This is a genomic window from Rhodanobacter thiooxydans LCS2 (genome assembly GCF_000264375.1).
In the GTDB taxonomy this organism is placed as follows: Bacteria; Pseudomonadota; Gammaproteobacteria; order Xanthomonadales; family Rhodanobacteraceae; genus Rhodanobacter; species Rhodanobacter thiooxydans.
Window position 1 is genome coordinate 11,715 of the sequence record NZ_AJXW01000026.1, and the last position, 16,747, is coordinate 28,461.

General features: G+C 64.1%; 12 protein-coding genes. 3 read left to right on the top strand and 9 right to left on the bottom strand.

The window, feature by feature from the left end; genetic code table 11:
- Nucleotides 1–8 precede the first annotated feature (8 nt).
- From UUA_RS06310 to UUA_RS06350, 9 genes are all read right to left on the bottom strand, one after another.
- Nucleotides 9–1,163 (bottom strand): HNH endonuclease, encoded by a 1,155-nt coding sequence (locus UUA_RS06310; protein ID WP_008435235.1) that lies wholly within the window; start codon nucleotides 1,161–1,163, stop codon nucleotides 9–11.
- Nucleotides 1,163–2,956, bottom strand: coding sequence for a restriction system-associated AAA family ATPase (locus UUA_RS06315; RefSeq protein WP_008435236.1), 1,794 nt, complete (start codon nucleotides 2,954–2,956; stop codon nucleotides 1,163–1,165). Before UUA_RS06315 ends, UUA_RS06310 begins: the two co-directional genes overlap by 1 nt.
- The gene (locus tag UUA_RS06320) at nucleotides 2,953–4,512 is read right to left on the bottom strand and encodes a restriction endonuclease subunit S (RefSeq protein ID WP_081491514.1); all 1,560 of its coding nucleotides are present in this window, start codon (nucleotides 4,510–4,512) and stop codon (nucleotides 2,953–2,955) included. Before UUA_RS06320 ends, UUA_RS06315 begins: the two co-directional genes overlap by 4 nt.
- Nucleotides 4,509–6,167: a type I restriction-modification system subunit M gene (locus tag UUA_RS06325; RefSeq protein WP_008435238.1), complete on the bottom strand. Its 1,659-nt coding sequence runs from the start codon at nucleotides 6,165–6,167 to the stop codon at nucleotides 4,509–4,511. The genes UUA_RS06320 and UUA_RS06325 overlap by 4 nt, the downstream gene beginning before the upstream one ends.
- A 13-nt stretch (nucleotides 6,168–6,180) precedes the next feature.
- The gene (gene dinD / locus UUA_RS06330; RefSeq protein ID WP_008435239.1) at nucleotides 6,181–7,044 is read right to left on the bottom strand and encodes a DNA damage-inducible protein D; all 864 of its coding nucleotides are present in this window, start codon (nucleotides 7,042–7,044) and stop codon (nucleotides 6,181–6,183) included.
- A 23-nt stretch (nucleotides 7,045–7,067) separates the two neighbouring features.
- Nucleotides 7,068–9,875 carry a type I restriction endonuclease subunit R gene (locus tag UUA_RS06335; RefSeq protein WP_008435240.1) on the bottom strand — a complete coding sequence of 936 codons (2,808 nt, stop codon included), beginning with the start codon at nucleotides 9,873–9,875 and terminating at the stop codon, nucleotides 7,068–7,070.
- A 254-nt stretch (nucleotides 9,876–10,129) separates the two neighbouring features.
- Entirely contained in the window at nucleotides 10,130–11,032 is a 903-nt protein-coding gene (locus UUA_RS06340; protein WP_008435241.1) for a hydroxymethylglutaryl-CoA lyase, read from the bottom strand.
- 135 nt (nucleotides 11,033–11,167) lie between these two features.
- The gene (locus UUA_RS06345; RefSeq protein ID WP_008435242.1) at nucleotides 11,168–13,165 is read right to left on the bottom strand and encodes an acetyl/propionyl/methylcrotonyl-CoA carboxylase subunit alpha; all 1,998 of its coding nucleotides are present in this window, start codon (nucleotides 13,163–13,165) and stop codon (nucleotides 11,168–11,170) included.
- A 175-nt stretch (nucleotides 13,166–13,340) separates the two neighbouring features.
- A complete protein-coding gene (locus UUA_RS06350) occupies nucleotides 13,341–14,153 on the bottom strand; it encodes an enoyl-CoA hydratase/isomerase family protein (RefSeq protein ID WP_008435243.1) in 813 nt (270 codons plus the stop codon).
- A gap of 116 nt (nucleotides 14,154–14,269) precedes the next feature.
- On the opposite strand from UUA_RS06350, the gene UUA_RS06355 reads away from it, so the two are divergent.
- The 3 genes from UUA_RS06355 to UUA_RS06365 are packed head-to-tail and all read left to right on the top strand — an operon-like array spanning nucleotide 14,270 to nucleotide 16,646.
- Nucleotides 14,270–14,515 (top strand): FeoA family protein, encoded by a 246-nt coding sequence (locus UUA_RS06355; RefSeq protein WP_039953653.1) that lies wholly within the window; start codon nucleotides 14,270–14,272, stop codon nucleotides 14,513–14,515.
- Nucleotides 14,512–16,347, top strand: coding sequence for a ferrous iron transporter B (gene feoB, locus UUA_RS06360; protein ID WP_008435245.1), 1,836 nt, complete (start codon nucleotides 14,512–14,514; stop codon nucleotides 16,345–16,347). Before UUA_RS06355 ends, feoB begins: the two co-directional genes overlap by 4 nt.
- Entirely contained in the window at nucleotides 16,344–16,646 is a 303-nt protein-coding gene (locus UUA_RS06365) for a DUF6587 family protein (RefSeq protein ID WP_008435246.1), read from the top strand. The genes feoB and UUA_RS06365 overlap by 4 nt, the downstream gene beginning before the upstream one ends.
- The last annotated feature ends 101 nt before the right edge of the window (nucleotides 16,647–16,747 follow it).

Genomic DNA, 16,747 nt, shown 5'->3' on the forward strand with positions numbered 1-16,747 from the left:
ATAGCGAGTCACACGGAACCGCGAGTGGCGATCTCAGACTGAGGTGCGCGCAGTGACCTGCTTGCTGCTTGAAACATTCCGGTGGCCGCGCAGGCTTGTAGAAAGCCGTACTTCAGAAAGTTGGCATTGGCCCATGGACGCTCGTGCGCGTACTCGGCAATTTCTTGGAGATAGGCAGAAGCTGGGCGCCCCTTTGCGCCCTGTGATTCGTCGTGCCAGCGTTGCTGGGTCAGGGCTTGCTCAAGCCAGTCGCGAGCGTCTTCGCCGCACAGCTTGGCGCGATAGCGTTCTTCGATTCCGTAGACGCCTTTCCACGTGTCGATTTGCTCGGCGAACTCGGGTGGACCGAAGTCCAGCGTGATGTCATTCGGCTGCAAGTTTTCGTGCGCGCTGGAATGCAGACTCACTTGCACTTCGACATGCCAAGGGTGGGGAGCGAAGGGGTAGAACAGTTTGCGCCGTACTTGCTTGCTGCAAGGGTCTTTTGGGGTATAGGCCGAGTCCTTGCTGCCTTTGTAACTGCTGTTGCAGTGGTGGCAAGCAGGTACCAGGTTGCGGAAGTTGATCGAATTGAACGGATAGAGCGCCTTGGGCAGATAGTGGTCGTAGGCTTCGCGCTTGCTGTGGTACTCGCCGAACAGGTCGCTCAAGCCGCAGAACGGGCACTTGCCGGTGGCGTTGGCCTTCACGAATGCTTGATAGTGATCGTCGATGTCGCCGATCTTGTCTCTGAGTGCCTTCAGGCCAAGCAAGGACTGTGAGTACAAACCCTTGAAGAACGTCGCCAGTTGCTGACCCAACTCCGGGGCCAGCGCATCGAGGTCGGCATAGCGGGCCAAGAGCGAGGCTGGGTTATTGGCGCAGGCCTGTTCCAGATTGTTGTTGCCGTGATACCAAGCCTGCAACTGCCCGATCTGGGCGGGTGGCAGGGCGGCGAACAGGCCATGAATATTCTGCACATGGCCATTGAAGAAGTTCGCCCCCTGGGCATCGGAGTAATGGAAGGCGGTCACCACCTCCTGCAGTTCGGGATTGGCGTTGAACAGGTGCAGGCCGAATGGGCCGGCACCGGGCGCCTTGCACCACACGTCAAGAAATATGAAGTCGATGAAGCCCTGCATCTTCTCCATTGAATGCGGTACGTAGGTATAGGGAAACAGCATCAGATCGGCTCCGCGCCTTCGCACTTGCTGCCGTCCAGCAAGGCGTTGACCAGCAGCACCTTTTCCACCGAGTCGCCGAGGGTGCGATCCAACGTGTCGATCAGGTCGTCGGCGCGTTCGCCATTTTGAAAACGCGCGCGGATGTCCTGCATCACGTCTTCGGCACGGCCGCCCACGGTTTCGCGCTTGCCGAAGCTGAGCATGGTGATCTTGTTGATTGAGGCGCCAAGCGTGTTGTAGTCGGGGTGGCGAACGTGCACCGCACCGCTGGCTTCGTCGCGGTCGAACAACAGCACTTTGTCCGGGGTGCTGTCGGAGATGGGGAAGGGGGAATGGGTGGTGAGCAGCATTTCTGCGTGCTTGCCTCCCTCGCCCAGGCACTGGCCCAGCCGGGTGATGAAGCTGGCGCGCCAGGACGGGTTGAAGTGGGTTTCCGGCTCGTCCAGAAGGAACAGGCTACGGGTGCCGGCAAACAGACGGCACAGGCCCAGACTGTGCAGCAACTGGTGCTCGCCGTCGGACAGGCTCTTGAGGCTAAGCGGCTTGGCCACGCCCTGTTTGCGGAAGGCCACATGCTTGAAGCGCATCACCCGTTCATCCGAGGCCAAAGTGGGCACGGTTTCGCGCACGTAGTCGCTGCCGGAGCGATACAAGTCAGCCTTGAGGGCGTCGCTGACGCTGTAGAGGTTCAGCGTCAGCAAGACTTGAAACGCCTGGAACAAGGTGCGCGGTTTGTCGAAATTGGCTTTGAAGGCGTCGCGGGTAGCCGCGTCCATGCGGTAATCCAGCACCAGGCTGTCGCTGGTGTTGTCCACGTATTCCAGCGTGGCGCAGCGGCGCAAGGCATCTATGGCCAGTGAGGAAGTTTCGGTGGCTTCCTTGCCTTGTGTCCCTTGCAACAGGTGCAGCACGTCCAACTGGTAGCTGTTGCGATCGGCGTCGAAAGTAACCCGAGGCTGTTTCGTGCTGGCACCGACTTCCGGCCTGGTGAACGGGTAGGCCTGCGCCTCGCTCAGCGGCAGGCTGCGGCGCAGGATGATGCGGAATTGCGTGAGCGATTCGATGCCGGTGCCTTCGGTGAAAGGCTGCGCTTCGTCGTCATCGGCAAAAAGCAGGTTGCACAGCAAGATGGCCTGACTGAAGCTGCTATCCAGATAGGTCAGCCGTGTTTCCGGATGGCCGGGATATGGATTTCCATCACGCAGCGCCGACCAGTATTCGTCGAACTGGATGAAGCGCATCTTGAAAAACGGCAAGCTGAGCACTTCGTTTTCGCCTGATGAGTAACCCAACACGAAGTCGGGTAACAGGAAGTCGCGTTCCTCGTAGGTCAACGTACTGGACCCATCAGTGATGAAGGCTTCGTTATTGATCCATGCGAGCCACGGCGATCTGTCGGGCTCCTTGATTACCTGGGCGTGCGCGTGGCTTGGCCCGTCAGGCTGGCAATAGGCTTGCGGCACCTGGATCAGGTACTCCAGTTCGTACGCGTTGGGACTGCCTTCGTGTTCCTGAATGCCATCCGGGTTATCCACCGGATCGTATTCAAAAACATCCGGTAGAAAGCTGCGGCGTACGCGCTGTAGCTCCAACTGGTAGAAGATTGCCGCCAGCACTTCCAGCAGGTTGGATTTGCCGCTGCCGTTGGGGCCGGCGCAAACGAATGGTGCAAAGCCATCGCCACGCTCGTGCTCGTTCTGCAGGCTCCAGTCGGTGCGGAAGTCATGTTCGAAGCCGCTCGGCAGGCTGCGAAAGCCGTCCGGGTCGGTGATCCTGAACCGCAACAGTTTCATGCGTGGGCGTGCTTCAGCGCGATGCGCTTGCTGGCGGGCTCCAGCTCCTGCACCAGTTGGCCTGCGTCCAGCGCGGCGAAGACCCAAGTCTTGATCTGCTCATAGGCAGCCATGCCCAGCTCCAGGTCGCTGTCGGGGTAAAGTTCCTGCAGTCTTGCCTCTGCCCTGTTGAGGAAGGTCGCCAATTCGAAGGGCTGTGCGCGGTGGTGGTTCTGCCACCACTCCAGCCAAGCGGTGAGCATTTTGAGCTGACCTGCTTCGGTCGCCAGCTCCTCGACAGCCAGGCCGAGGTCGGGCAGGGCGGGGGCGGGTACGTCGAGGTCGACGGTGAGGGCGGTGACGTCTTCCATGGGTGGGGGTTCCAGTGCGACCGCTGGCAACGGGATGCGCGACAGATCCAGTTCGCCCTTGAAGGCGGACTGGCTGAGCGCCGCGTAGAGGGTTTCGAGGTCGATAAGGGTTTGCTGGTAGCGGGATTTGAGGGCTTCGATCCGTTTGGCAACGGCGGCAAACTCGCGTTGCAGTTCAAATGGCGGCTTGACCATGGGGATTTGCTCGAAATCACCTTTGGTCAGGATCTTTTTCATGCCCTTGGTGGCATGACTCTGGATGGAGGTACGGCTCAGCTTGAACAGGGCGTAGAGAAAGATCGGATCAACGTCCGCGCCCGGCTGGATTGCGTTGATCTGCTGATTGAACGCCACCGTTCGATCGGTGAGGGCGGCGCGCCCGATGGATTCCAGGCTGCCTGCGATGCAGGCGACCAACAGTGCGTCAGCGTCAACGGTGCGCGCTCGCTTTGCCCCGGCTTTCGACAGGTACTCGGCAGCCTTGGTGACGAATACGGCGTCAACAGTGATGTTGTCGGTCTTGATCCACTCGATGTGCGGGCTGTCGTAATTGGACGGATCGTTGCGTGGTGGCGTGTTGCCGGTGGTGATCTTGCCGAAGGAGCGCAATGGCGGCTTTTCCCAGTCGCGATCATTCCGCATCGGGTCGCCGAACATCTCCAGAAACACGCTCTTGAGCAGCGCGTCGAGCTGCTGCAGGTGCTGCTTGCGGTGGGTGATCAGCCCTTCCACCTTGCACAGCAGGTGGGCGATGCGGATTTGGTCGTTGAGCAGGGGCAGAGGGATCGCAATCTCAGCAAGTGACTTTGAGTTGAGCGTCGCACCTTTTGCTGCTTGGTTGGAGCCGCCAACTTTCGCGGATTGAAGTGCGTAGTACAGGTATTCGGCCTTCAGACTGCCCGTATCCTTAACGCTCAGTGCTGCGATTGCTTCATTTGTGAAGAGATCGACACCAGCAAAAGCCATCTTCCCGATTGTCAGTTTGAAGCTGTATAGCAGCGTTCCTTTCGGTACACGACGGCACCGCGCAGCTTGGACGGCGAGGTCAGTGATTTCTTCTTTGGTGTCAGAAATGGTCCTAGAAGTCAGATCTGAGATGGACACCCATTTGTGGCCCCGGCCCCAGTACGCCGGCTCTTGGCGCGATGGCGTTCTGCCGATGGTGATGTCACAAACTTCACCGAGAGTTGTTCGTGGGTAACTCATCCCACCATCTCTTTCAGCGCCAGCAACTCAGCCACAATGCCGCCCCGCAGCTTGTCCAGTTCGGCATTGTCCAGCTCACCCACCTCCGCACGAATCAGCTGATCCAGGATCACACCGGGTTTTTCATAGGCCACGGCCTCGAAAACTTCTTTTCTGTAGCGCGAGAATGAGAGATCGAAGTCTTCGGCCTTGATGTTGCTGTATGGCACCATGAAGCAGCGGCTGGCGCGGTCGTTGTCGCGCTCGGCATCGCGGGCGTGGTAACGGGTGACGATATCCTGCAGGTCGCCATAGCCGTCCTGCTTGCTGCGCTTGTCGTCCAGCGAATAGCCGTCAGCCTGCATGTCGTAGAACCAGACGTGTCCGGTGGCGGGCTTGGCCACCTTGTCCTGCTGGCCCCAGACTTTGGTGAACAGCAGGATGGCGGTGGAGACGCCGGCGTAGGGCTTGAATACGCCGCTGGGCAGGGTGATAACGGCTTTCAGCTCGCAACGCTCCACCAGCAACTGGCGCAACTCCTTGAACGCCCCGGCGGAGCCGAACAGCACGCCTTGCGGCACGATCACGCAGGCGCTGCCGCCTTTCTTCAGCAGGCGATAGATGTTTTCGACGAACAGCAGTTCGGTCTTGGTGGTCTTGAGGTGCAGGGCCTCGTTGATGTCGCCCTTGTCGATGCTGCCGGTGAACGGCGGGTTGGCCAGCACCAGGTCGTAGGTGGCTTCCTCGTTGTAGCTTTTGCTCAAGGTGTCGGTGTAGTCGATGTTGGGCTCGTCGATGCCGTGCATCATCAGGTTCATCAAACCCAGGCGCACCATGGTGGCGTCGATGTCATAGCCGTATAGGCTTTGCTGCAGGATGGTTTGCGCCTGCTCGGTGAGGGTGGCGGCGACCGAGGTGCGGATGAAGCCGTCTTCGTCGGGCGTCAGGCCTTTGGTGCCGGCGCGCAGCGCCAGCTGGGTGACGATGTACTGGTAGGCGCCCAGCAGAAAGCCACCGGTACCGCAGGCGGGGTCGGCGATGCGGTGGCCCAGCTGCGGCTGCACCAGTTCGGCCATCAGTTTGATGATGTGGCGCGGGGTGCGGAATTGGCCGTTCTTGCCGGCGGTGGCGATTTCGGCCAGCAGCATTTCGTAGACGTCGCCCTGGATGTCCTGGAAGGCCTGGCCGTTGTCCTGCGAGTCCTTCTCCATCACCGCGAAAATCTCGTCGATGGTCTTCACCGCCTCCACCAGCAGGCTGGGCTTGGGGATGATGAACACCGCGTTCTTCATGTGGTGGGTGAAGCGGCTCTCGGCACCGTTCAGGTCTTTCAGGAATGGGAACACGCGGGTTTGCACGTGGGCGAGCATCTCTTCGGCCTGCATGTGCTCCCAGTCGCTCCAGCGCAGGCTGCGGCGATCCACGGCGAATTGTTCGGGCTTGTCATGGCTGCGGTATTCGGGCGGTATCCACAGACCTTCGAAGCGCGAGGCATAGGGTTTGCCCAGCCACTCGGCGTCGGCGGCGCGCTTGGCGTCCAGCTCGTCCATGCGCTTCATGAACAGCAGGTAGGTGATCTGCTCGATGGCAGTGAGCGGGTTGGAGATGCCGCCGGCCCAGAACTTGTTCCAGAGCTGGTTGATCTTGTTCTTGAGTTCTTGATTGTTCTGCAGCATGGGCGTGGTTCTTTCAGTCGTGGTGCTTGGGGGCGGGCAGCTTGCCGCTGGCCTTGACCAGTTTCTTTTCCTCGGTCTTGACGCGGCGCTCCAGCTTCTTGATGTCTTCTTCGGGCGGCAGGCGCTCGGGCTGGATGCCGCGCTGGCCGAGCATGGCCCGCACGCTTTGGTTGTTCTGCACATGCTCGCGGGCGATGGCCGGCTCGCCGTGCAGGTTGTCCTGGTCCACGTTGTGGTTAGTCATCTCGGTGGCGAGGTTCTTGGCGGCGATGGTGAGCGTGGGCAGGAAGTCAGCCAGCGGACGGGTCTGGGTGATGCCGTAGCGGTCTTTCATGGCTTGCGTGGTATGGCCACCGAACAGGGCAGCATCACCCTTGGAACGGATGCGGCCGAACCCGGCATTGTCCACGCCGCGTTCGTAGATGTTCTGCGACAGGGATTTTTCCGACTCGCGCAGGCGCTCGCGCGCATCCAGCCGGGCCTGCAGGCGCATGCGTTCCTCGATCAGCTCCTGCTTGCGCGTCTGTATGGCAAAGTAGCTTTGCGCAAAGGCAATGGGCTCCTTGCGCGGATCGCCGTTCTGCGCGATGAGGTAGCAGGCGTAGCGGGTGAGCATGAAGTCGTCGACCGGGCGCTTCGCACCCTTGCCGGTATCGATCAATTTCGTGACGCCGCGAAAATGATCGTCAGGGTTGTAACCGGTTGTTTCACAAGAAATGATGGCGCGGGCGATGGCGCTCTGGAAGTTCTCCCAGCGGGCGTAGCCCAGCGGTTCCATCAGTTCACGGGCGAACCAGAACTCCACGCCTTCCTCGGACGTGCGCTGGCTCAGCGTGTCGAAACGCTGCTTGAGCATCTGGATGGTGGTCGATTCCATGCGTGTGTTCTCCGTGTGCGGCCTCAGGCGGCCAGTCGCGTGGTCAGGTGCAGGATGTCGTGGATCTCCGCTGCGCTGAACACGCCGCGGATGCCTTGAGGGTGGATGACGGTGAAGGGTGCGGCGATCAGGTCTTGTTTCTCCACTTTTTCGCGCTCGATGAGCACGTTGCGCAGCAGGGCGAGAAACTCCAACTGACGGCTGTTCAGTGTGCTGTGAGCGCGGATGAACTGGTCGAAAGCGGCGCCGACTTCTTCGGGGAAGCTTTTGAGCGGCTCCAGCCCGAGGATGTGACGGATGAACTGGATGAAGCGCGCCTTGCGGTTCCGGTAGACCTGACGCAGCAAGTCTTCGGTGATGTGCGGGTGTTTCTGGTGCAGGTAGTCGGCCAGTTCGGCGGCTTCGGCCTCGCTGACCGGCTCGCCGTGCTTGAGCTTTTGCAGCACGGAGTTGGTGGCAGTGAGTTCGGCGATCAGCGCCTCGACCATCTCGCGGTAGCGGGCGATGCCGACCGATTCGTGCTGCGGGCCGAACTCCACCCATTCCTTGCGGTGCAGGGCGTCCTGCAGGTTGAGGTGCACCGGTTTGGCGGTTTCGCTGCCATCGCGAAATTTCGTCAGTGGCGCAAGCTTCTCGATCAGTTCGTCGAACTGGTCTTCACCGGCATTGGCCCAGTAGTCGGGTCGCTGCGCGCTACGGATCAAGGCTTCCTGCTGCTTGACGAAGGGCACGGCGAGCGGCAGTTCGGCGATCTGCTCGACGATGGCGACGCGGATGGTGGCGGCTTGCAGTTGGTGTTCCTTGTCGTCGAACAATTTGGTCAGAGCGTACTCGACCAAGTCGCGCTCGAAGCGCATGGCTTTGAAATCCGCGTTGGATACAGTGCGGAACAGCGGTTTGATTTCGTGACGGAGGAAGTCGAGCCGGGCCTTGTCCAGCGTGATCCAGAAATTCTCCTCACCCAGCCGGGCCAGTGCGGCGGCGGCTTCCTTGATGACGACCGAAGTGGCGGGCAAGGCGGCGATCTGTCGGCGAAACTTGGCGATCTCGCGCATGGCGGTATCGGCGCGGCCACGGGCCGCGGCCTGTTCGATCTTGTCGATGCGCAGCCCCGCCAGCCTCACCGGCAGCGGCAGTTGTGGCGCGGGCTCCTTGCCCTTGGGCTCAAGTTTGAAGTACTCGAAGTTGTCCCAGCAATCGAGGATCAGGAAATGATCCTTTTCCACGCACCACGGTTTGATCTTGGCCGGTTCCAGCAGGCGCGTGCCGCGGCCGATCATCTGCCAGAACTTGGTGTAGGAATACACCGGCTTGGCGAACACCAGGTTGACGATTTCGCGCACGTCGATGCCGGTGTCGAGCATGTCCACGCTGATCGCAACCCGGGGCATATCGTGGTTGGCAAACTGGTCGAGCAGGCCACCCTTGCCGTACACGCGTGAGTCGTCGGAAACCAGCACTTTGGCTAATTCGCCGTGGTGGTGCGGGTAGAGCTTGTCGAAGGTTTCCTCGATACGACGGGCGTGCGCCTTGGTGGTGCAAAAGAAGATGGTCTTGCCGGGCAGTACGCCATTGGTGTCCTTGATGGACTCTTCCATGAATTCGCGCACGATCAGCGCGTTGGTGCCGGCGTTGATGACCTGTTTTTCCAGCTGGGTGCCGTCGAAATTGATTTCCTCGACTTCCTTGCCTTCGAGGATCAGCTTTTTCTGGTCTTCCAGCGAGATGGTGCGCTTGGAGATGCCTTCCATCTGGAAGCGGGTCTGGATTTTCATGACCCGGAACGTGCTGAGGTAGGGTGGAGCGTGATTGATCGCTTCTTCGAAAGTGTAGGCGAAACTGGGCAGGCCGTCTTCGCAGTCAAATAGCGCGAAGGTGTTGTGGTCGACCAGGCCGGTGGGCGTGGCGGTGAGGCCCAGGGTAAGTGTCTTGAAGTAGTCCAGCACTTCGCCGTAGGTGTTGTAGATGGAGCGGTGACTCTCGTCGACCACGATGAAATCGAAGAAGTGCGGTGACAGCGACTGCGTTTCGTCGCGGACGAGGTTGAGCATGGTGGGGTAGGTGGCCACGTAGATACGTCGATCCGTGGCGATCAGCTTCTCGCCCACGTTGGGCCAGCGCGGCTCGTTGGGCAGGTGCTCCTTGAAGGCAGCCAGTGCTTGCTCACGCAGGGCGATGCGATCAACCAGGAACAACACCTTCTCGGCGTGACCAGCGCGCATCAGGGCGTCGATCAGGGCAATGCAGGTGCGGGTCTTGCCGGTGCCGGTGGCCATCACCAGCAGAAACGCGCGCTTGCTGGCTTCGATGCCTTCGAGCACCGCGCGGATCGCGCGGATCTGGTAGTCGCGCCCGGCGATCGAGGTGTTGATGAACTCGCCGGTCAACGGTTTGCGGTTGCGACGGATGTAGGCGAGGCGCTCCAGATCGTCGCGCGTGGGATAGCCAACGATCTTGCGTGGTGGCGCATGACTCAGATCCCAGAACCAGAGATCGCGGCCGTTGGTATAGAAGCAGAACGGCAACTCACCACCGCGATGGCGCTGGATGTTCTCGCAGTATTGCTTGGCCTGCTCGCGCCCCAGCGCGGCATCGCGGCTGGCCTTCTTGGCTTCGATCACGGCAAGCGGCCTGCCATCCCTGCCCAGCAACACGTAGTCGCTGAATTGGTGGCCTTCGTAGGGTGTGCGTGGCTCGGCCACGCCCTCGGGAGGGTTCACCAGGATGTCGAATTCTTCGGCAACCTGGTTGGGGTCCTTGACGTTCCAGCCGGACAGGGCCAATTGCCGGTCGATCAGCTCCGTGCGTGTATGGGCTTCCGTTGTGATCATGCGTTGCCGGCCTCGATGGCTGCGTGGCTGGTCAGGAGGCATCCCCTGTCTGGCAAACTAGGGCCAGGCGGACACTAGTATGTGCCAAGCATCCTTGGTTTCTCAGTATGAGCCTGAAGGTCGGCCTTGGCACGCTTGCCCCGGCCTCGCTTGTCTGCGGCAGCACCAGGCATACAGCCAGGATGCGAGAGTGATCAGTGCGGGGCTACATGATCTTCTTCGATATCTCAGTGGCAGCATGAGTTGTGGAGACTTCAGACTGCGGCCGTGCGCGCGCGGGTGACCCGGCTGGCGGTTTCCTTGTGCAGTTGCGCGGCGAGCCAGGCGCCGGTGGCGATGAGCAGGTCGAGGTCGATGCCGGTTTCCATGCCCATGCCGTGCAGCATGTAGACCACGTCCTCGCTGGCCACGTTGCCGGTGGCGCCCTTCGCGTACGGGCAGCCGCCGGTGCCGGAGACGGCGCTGTCGACCACGCGCACGCCTTCCTCCAGGCAGGCCAGGATGTTCGCCAGCGCCTGGCCGTAGGTGTCGTGGAAGTGCACGGCGAGCGCGTGGATCGGCACCTCCTGCGCCACTGCGTGCAGCATCGCGCGCGCCCTGGCCGGAGTGCCTACGCCGATGGTGTCGCCCAGCGAGATCTCGTCGCAGCCCAGTTCGTACATGCGCCGCGCCACGCGCACCACGTCGGCCACCGGCACCTCGCCCTGGTACGGGCAGCCGAGCACGGTGGAGACGTAGCCGCGCACGGCCACCTCGTCGGCCTGAGCCTGTTCCATCACCGGGATGAAGCGCTCGATTGACTCGTCGATCGAGGCGTTGATGTTCTTGCGGTTGAATGCTTCGGACGCGGCGGTGAACACGGCGATCTCGGTGACGCCCACTTCGCGCGCCCGCTCGTAGCCCTGCAGGTTCGGCACCAGCACCGGATAGCTCACGCCGGGAACCTTGCGGATGCCGCGAAATACCTCGGCCGCGTCGGCCAGCTGTGGCACCCACGTCGGGCTGACGAAACTGGTCGCCTCGATGGTCTTCAGGCCGGTGGAGGAGAGCCGGTCGATCAGCGCGATCTTTACCTCGGCCGGCAGCAGGGTCTTCTCGTTCTGCAGGCCGTCGCGGGCGCCGACTTCGACGATGCGGACGTGGTTGGAGGGGTTCATGCAATGCTCCAAGTTGTTTCCCTTCTCCCCGCGGGAGAAGGTGCCCCGAAGGGGCGGATGAGGGTGCGGGGTCGAAGTGAACCATCCTGCCTGCCCGAACCCTCACCCCAACCCCTCTCCCGAGGGGAGAGGGGCTCAAGAAGCCCGATCGGCGAAGCGCACCAGCACGGCGTCGGCCTCGACGAACTCGCCTTGCGCGGCGCTCACGTTTTCGATGGTGCCGGCGCGGGGCGCCTTCAAGGCCAGTTCCATCTTCATCGCTTCCATCACCAGCAGCTCCTGGCCCTGCTCGACCGTGTCGCCGGCTTTCGCCTTCACCAGCACGATGCGGCCGGGCATCGGCGCGATCACCTGCTTGCCGCCGGCGTCGTCGCTGGATGCCCACGCGAACGCGGCGGCGCGGGCGAAGCTGTAGCGCTGGCCGTGGGCGTCGTGCAGCAGCACGTGGACGGCGTCGGCGCGCAGCGGCACGCGGCGCGATTCGCCGTCGAAGCGGGCGCTGAGATGGTCGTCGAGCAGGCGCGCGCCGCGCACGCTGCAGCCGGTTTCGCCGTGGTGCAGCTGGTAATCGCCGGCGTGGCCACGCGCCTCGATCTCGAAGCGCTGCTCGCGCCAGGTCAGCGCCACGATGCGCTTGCCGGCATGGCCGATGCGCCAGGCATCGGCGCTGGCCCACGGCGAATGCGGGTCGGAGGCGGCGCTGGCCAGGTGCGACTCGTCGCGCAGCAACACTGCCGTGGCGGCGGCGAACAGTACGCCAGCGGTCGGTGCCGCGTCGCCGAGCAGGAATTCATCCAGGTGGCGGTCGAGGTAGCCGGTGTCGATGCGCCCCTCGACCACCGCCGGGTGTCGCGCCAGCCGTTCGAGGAAGCCGATGTTCGATTTCGGGCCGGTGATCTCGCATGCCGCCAGCGCTTCGCGCAGCCGTTGCAGGGCCTGCGGCCGGTCCGCGTCGAACACGATCAGCTTGGCGATCATCGGGTCGTAGAAGATCGTTACCGTATCGCCCTCGACCACGCCGCCGTCGAGGCGCACGTGTGCCGATGGCGCGGGCAGGCGCAGCGTTTGCAGATTGCCGGAGCCGGGCAGGAAGTTCTGGTCGGGGTCTTCGGCGTAGATGCGCACCTCGATGGCGTGGCCGTGCGAGGCCACCTCATCCTGCGTGAGTGGCAGCGCTTCGCCGTTCGCCACGCGCAGCTGCCATTCGACCAGGTCCAGGCCCAGGGTCAGCTCGGTGACGGGGTGCTCGACCTGCAGGCGCGTGTTCATCTCCATGAAGAAGAACATGCCGTCCTGCGCGACGATGAACTCCACCGTGCCGGCGCCGACGTAATCCACGGCTTTCGCGGCGGCCACGGCAGCCGCGCCCATCGCCTGGCGGCGCGCGTCGTCGAGGAACGGCGAGGGGGTTTCCTCCAGCACCTTCTGGTAGCGGCGCTGGGCCGAGCACTCGCGCTCGTTGAGGTGGATCACGTGGCCGTGGCGGTCGCCGAACACCTGGAACTCGATGTGGCGCGGCTGCTCGACATAACGCTCCAGCAGCATGCTGGCGTCGCCGAACGCGGCCAGCGCCACGCGCTGCGCGGTGGCCAGCGCCTCGGGGAACTCGGCATCCGAGCGCACGATCTGCATGCCCTTGCCGCCGCCGCCAGCCGAGGGCTTGATGATCAGTGGGTAGCCGATGGCGTGCGCCTGTTCGGCAAGGTACGCGTTGTCCTGCTCGTCGCCGTCGTAGCCGGGCACCAGCGGCACGGCGTGCTTCGCCATCAGGTGCTTGGCCGCGGCCTTGGAGCCCATCGCCTCGATGCTCTCCGGGTCGGGGCCGATGAACACGATGCCGGCGTCCCGGCAGGCGCGCGAGAAGGCGGTGTTCTCGGACAGGAAGCCGTAGCCGGGGTGGATGGCCTGGGCGCCGCTTTTCTTGGCGGCGTCGAGAATCGCGTCGATGCGCAGGTAGGACTCGGCTGGCAGCGGGCCGCCGATCGGCCAGGCCTCGTCGGCAAGCCGCACGTGCTGCGCGTCGCGGTCAGCTTCCGAATACACCGCGATGCTGTGGATGCCGAGCCGACGGCAGGTGCGGATCACGCGGCAGGCGATCTCGCCGCGGTTGGCGATCAGTACGCGTTCGAACATGCGGGGTTCCTGGAGCCGTCGGGTGTCGATGCAAAGCCACCGAAACTAACAGATTGCACCGTCGTAGCCGATGCGCGGTGCAGCATGGCAGTCGTAGGGCGGGCACCGCCCGCCGGCTCTCTGTTTTGTACTTCGAGACACCGAGTGGCGGGCAGTGCCCGCCCTACTGGAGCGGTCATGCCCCGCTCTCCTGCTGCGTGGCAGCGACCCACGCCGGCGCGCGCTTGTCGAGGAACGCTGCCAGGCCGTGCTGACCTTCAGGCGACACGCGCAGGCGGGCGATCAGCGCGGCGTTGGCGGCGTCGATGCGTTCGGTCTCGGCGAGCTCGGCGCCGCCGGTGTGCAGGGCCAGCTGCTTCGCTTCGCGCTGGGCCAGCGGGCCGGCCTTGGCCAGCCAGTGCAGCTGGCGCTCGATCGCCTCGTCCAGCTCGGTGCCGGTTACCACCGCGTGCAGCAGGCCGATGCGCTGCGCTTCCAAGGCGTCGAACACCTCGCCGCTAACGAACAGCCGGCGCGCCTGGCGCAGGCCGATCGCGGCGACCACGTAGGGCGAGATCACTGCGGGCACCAGGCCCAGTTTCACTTCCGACAGTGCGAACTTGGCGCTATCCACGCCGATCGCGATGTCGCAGCAGGCGACCAGGCCCACGCCGCCGCCGTAGGCCGCGCCGTTGACGCGGGCGATGGTGGGTTTGGAGAGGAATTGCAACGTGCGCATCAGCTGCGCCAGGCGCAGCGAGTCCTCGCGGTTTTCCTGTTCGCTGGCAGCGGCCATGCCGCGCATCCAGTTGAGATCCGCGCCGGCGGAAAACGTGCTGCCGCTGCCGCTGAGCACGACACAGCGCACCGCCGGATCGGCGTCGGCCTGGGCCAGCGCGCCGGTGAGTGCGGCGATCAGGCTGTCGTCGAACGCGTTGTGCACCTGTGGCCGGTTCAAGGTCAGCCAGGCGACAGCGCCGCGGCGTTCGCTGAGGATGGAGTCGGTCATGGCGGGTCCTGGCGGCAAATAACGTGATGATAAACGCAGCGGGTGCGGCAATTAGCGTGGTGCAACGGAGCTGGCGTGGGCTACAATGCGAACCATTCTTATTTGAGAGACGGCCCGTGCGTCTGTCCGAATTGCCCAAGGGTGCCCCCGCCGTGGTCGACCGCGTGGACGACGCGCATGCGTCCGATCCGATCGCGCAGCGCCTGCGCGACCTGGGCTTCGTCGACGGCGAGCCGGTGCGGGTGGTGGCGGTGGGGCCGATGGGCGGCGACCCGCTGCTGATCCAGATCGGCTTCACCCGCTTTGCGCTGCGTCGCGCCGAGGCGGCCCGGGTCAGCGTGCGCGCCGAGGCGGCGGCATGAGCGCCTCGACCCTGCGTATCGCCCTGGTCGGCAACCCGAACTGCGGCAAGACCGCGCTGTTCAACCTGCTCACCGGCGGCCGCCAGAAGGTGGCGAACTATGCCGGCGTCACGGTGGAGCGCAAGGAGGGCCGCTTCACCGCGCCGTCCGGCCGCGTGCTGCAGATCCTAGACCTGCCCGGCGCCTACAGCTTCGACGCCAGCAGCCCCGACGAGCAGATCACCCGCGACGTCTGCGCCGGCAACTATCCGGGCGAGGTGGCGCCGGACCTGATCGTGTGCGTAGCCGACGCCACCAACCTGCGCCTGCACCTGCGGTTCGTGCTGGAGGTGAAGCGGCTGGGCCGGCCGGTGGTGCTGGCGCTGAACATGATGGATACCGCGCGCTCGCGCGGCATCGTGATCGACGTGCCGGAGCTGTCGCGCCGGCTGGGTTTGCCGGTGGTGGAGACGGTGGCGGTGAAACGCGGTGGCGCGCGTGCGCTGATCGAGCGGGTCGACGGCGAGGTGCCGCCGGCGGCGCCGGCGCAGCCGGACGACGCGGCCAGCCGCACCGACCTGCACGCGCAGGTGCGCGAGCTGCTGGCGGCGACGGTGACGATGCCGCGGGCTACCGCGGCACTCGACGATGCGCTGGACCGCTGGACGCTGCACCCGGTGTTCGGCCTGGCGATCCTGGCGGTGGTGATGTTCCTGGTGTTCCAGGCGGTGTACGCCGCCGGCAAGCCGATGAGCGACCTGATCGGCGGCGGCTTCGCCTGGCTGGGCGGGCACGTCGCCGCGCTGATGCCGGCCGGGCCGCTGCAGAGTCTGGTGGTCGACGGCTTGTTCGGCGGCATCGGCACCGTGCTGGGCTTCCTGCCGGTGATCCTGGTGCTGTTCTTCTTCATCCTCACGCTGGAAGAATCCGGCTACCTGCCGCGCGCGGCATTCCTGCTCGACCGCCTGATGCTGTCGGTGGGGCTGACCGGCCGCTCGTTCATCCCGCTGCTGTCCAGCTTCGCCTGTGCCATCCCCGGCATCATGGGCACGCGCAGCATCCAGGATCCGCGCGACCGCCTCGCCACCATCCTGATCGCGCCGCTGATGACCTGTTCGGCGCGGCTGCCGGTGTATGCGCTGCTGATCGGCGCGTTCATCCCGGTGCGTTACGTGTTCGGCGTATTCAACCTGCAGGGCGTGGTGCTGTTCTCGCTGTACCTGGCCGGTATCCTCGGCGCGATGCTGGTGGGCTGGGTGATGAAGCACCTGCGCCGCGACAAGAGCGAGCACGCGCTGCTGATGGAGCTGCCCTCGTACCGCCTGCCGAAGGCGCGCGACGTGGCGATCGGCCTGTACGAGCGCGGCATGGTCTTCCTGAAGCGGCTGACCGGGGTGATCCTCGGCCTGACCGTGCTGATGTGGTTTCTCTCCACCTTCCCCGGCGCGCCGGAAGGCGCGACCCAGCCGGCGATCGACTACAGCTTCGCCGGCTACATCGGGCGCGGCCTGCAGTACATCTTTGCGCCGATCGGTTTCAACTGGCAGATCAGTCTGGCGCTGATCCCGGCGTTTGCCGCACGCGAGACCGCGGTGGCGGCGCTGGCCACGGTCTACCTGGTCGGTGGCGAGGCGGAAGGACTGGGGCAGGCGCTGGTCGGGCAGATCCCGCTGGCCAGCGCGCTGTCGCTGCTGGTGTGGTTCGCGTACGCGCCGCAGTGCATGTCCACGCTGGCGATCATCAAGCGCGAGACCGATTCCTGGCGCAACGTGGCGATCTCGTTCGGCTACATGTTCGTGATGGCCTACACCGCCTCGTTCATCGTCTACCAGGTGACGAGGGCGCTGACGTGAGCACGAGCCTGCTGCTGCAGTACGTGGTGATTGCCCTGGCGGTACTGGCCAGCGTGTGGATCGTGCTGCGCAAGCTGGCCCGCAAAACCACCAACCGTTGGCTGGCGGCGGCGTCGATCCACTTCAACCAGCCCGGCCGCGGCGCGCTGGCGCGCGCCTTCGGCCGACACCTGCAGCCGACCGAAGCCACCGGCGACTGCAGCGACGGGTGCAGCACCTGCGGCGCCTGCGGCCCGAGACCGCCGGCCGCCGCACGGCCGGGCCAGCCGATGCCGCTGGAGTTCCGCCCGCGGCGGTGAGGGCCAGCTTCAGCTCCTCCCCCTGCAAGCAGGGGGAGGCTGGAAGGGGGGCTTTTGACCTTGTGGCAAAGAGCGACCCCACCCCCCCCCTGCAAGCAGGG

Excerpts from the sequence above, each read along its gene's own strand:
- feoB (WP_008435245.1), top strand. The coding sequence starts at position 14,512 with ATGAGCGCCTCGACCCTGCGTATCGCCCTGGTCGGCAACCCGAACTGC.
- UUA_RS06340 (WP_008435241.1), bottom strand. The coding sequence starts at position 11,032 with ATGAACCCCTCCAACCACGTCCGCATCGTCGAAGTCGGCGCCCGCGAC.
- UUA_RS06320 (WP_081491514.1), bottom strand. The coding sequence starts at position 4,512 with ATGAGTTACCCACGAACAACTCTCGGTGAAGTTTGTGACATCACCATC.
- UUA_RS06350 (WP_008435243.1), bottom strand. The coding sequence starts at position 14,153 with ATGACCGACTCCATCCTCAGCGAACGCCGCGGCGCTGTCGCCTGGCTG.
- UUA_RS06325 (WP_008435238.1), bottom strand. The coding sequence starts at position 6,167 with ATGCTGCAGAACAATCAAGAACTCAAGAACAAGATCAACCAGCTCTGG.
- UUA_RS06345 (WP_008435242.1), bottom strand. The coding sequence starts at position 13,165 with ATGTTCGAACGCGTACTGATCGCCAACCGCGGCGAGATCGCCTGCCGC.
- UUA_RS06315 (WP_008435236.1), bottom strand. The coding sequence starts at position 2,956 with ATGAAACTGTTGCGGTTCAGGATCACCGACCCGGACGGCTTTCGCAGC.
- dinD (WP_008435239.1), bottom strand. The coding sequence starts at position 7,044 with ATGGAATCGACCACCATCCAGATGCTCAAGCAGCGTTTCGACACGCTG.
- UUA_RS06335 (WP_008435240.1), bottom strand. The coding sequence starts at position 9,875 with ATGATCACAACGGAAGCCCATACACGCACGGAGCTGATCGACCGGCAA.
- UUA_RS06310 (WP_008435235.1), bottom strand. The coding sequence starts at position 1,163 with ATGCTGTTTCCCTATACCTACGTACCGCATTCAATGGAGAAGATGCAG.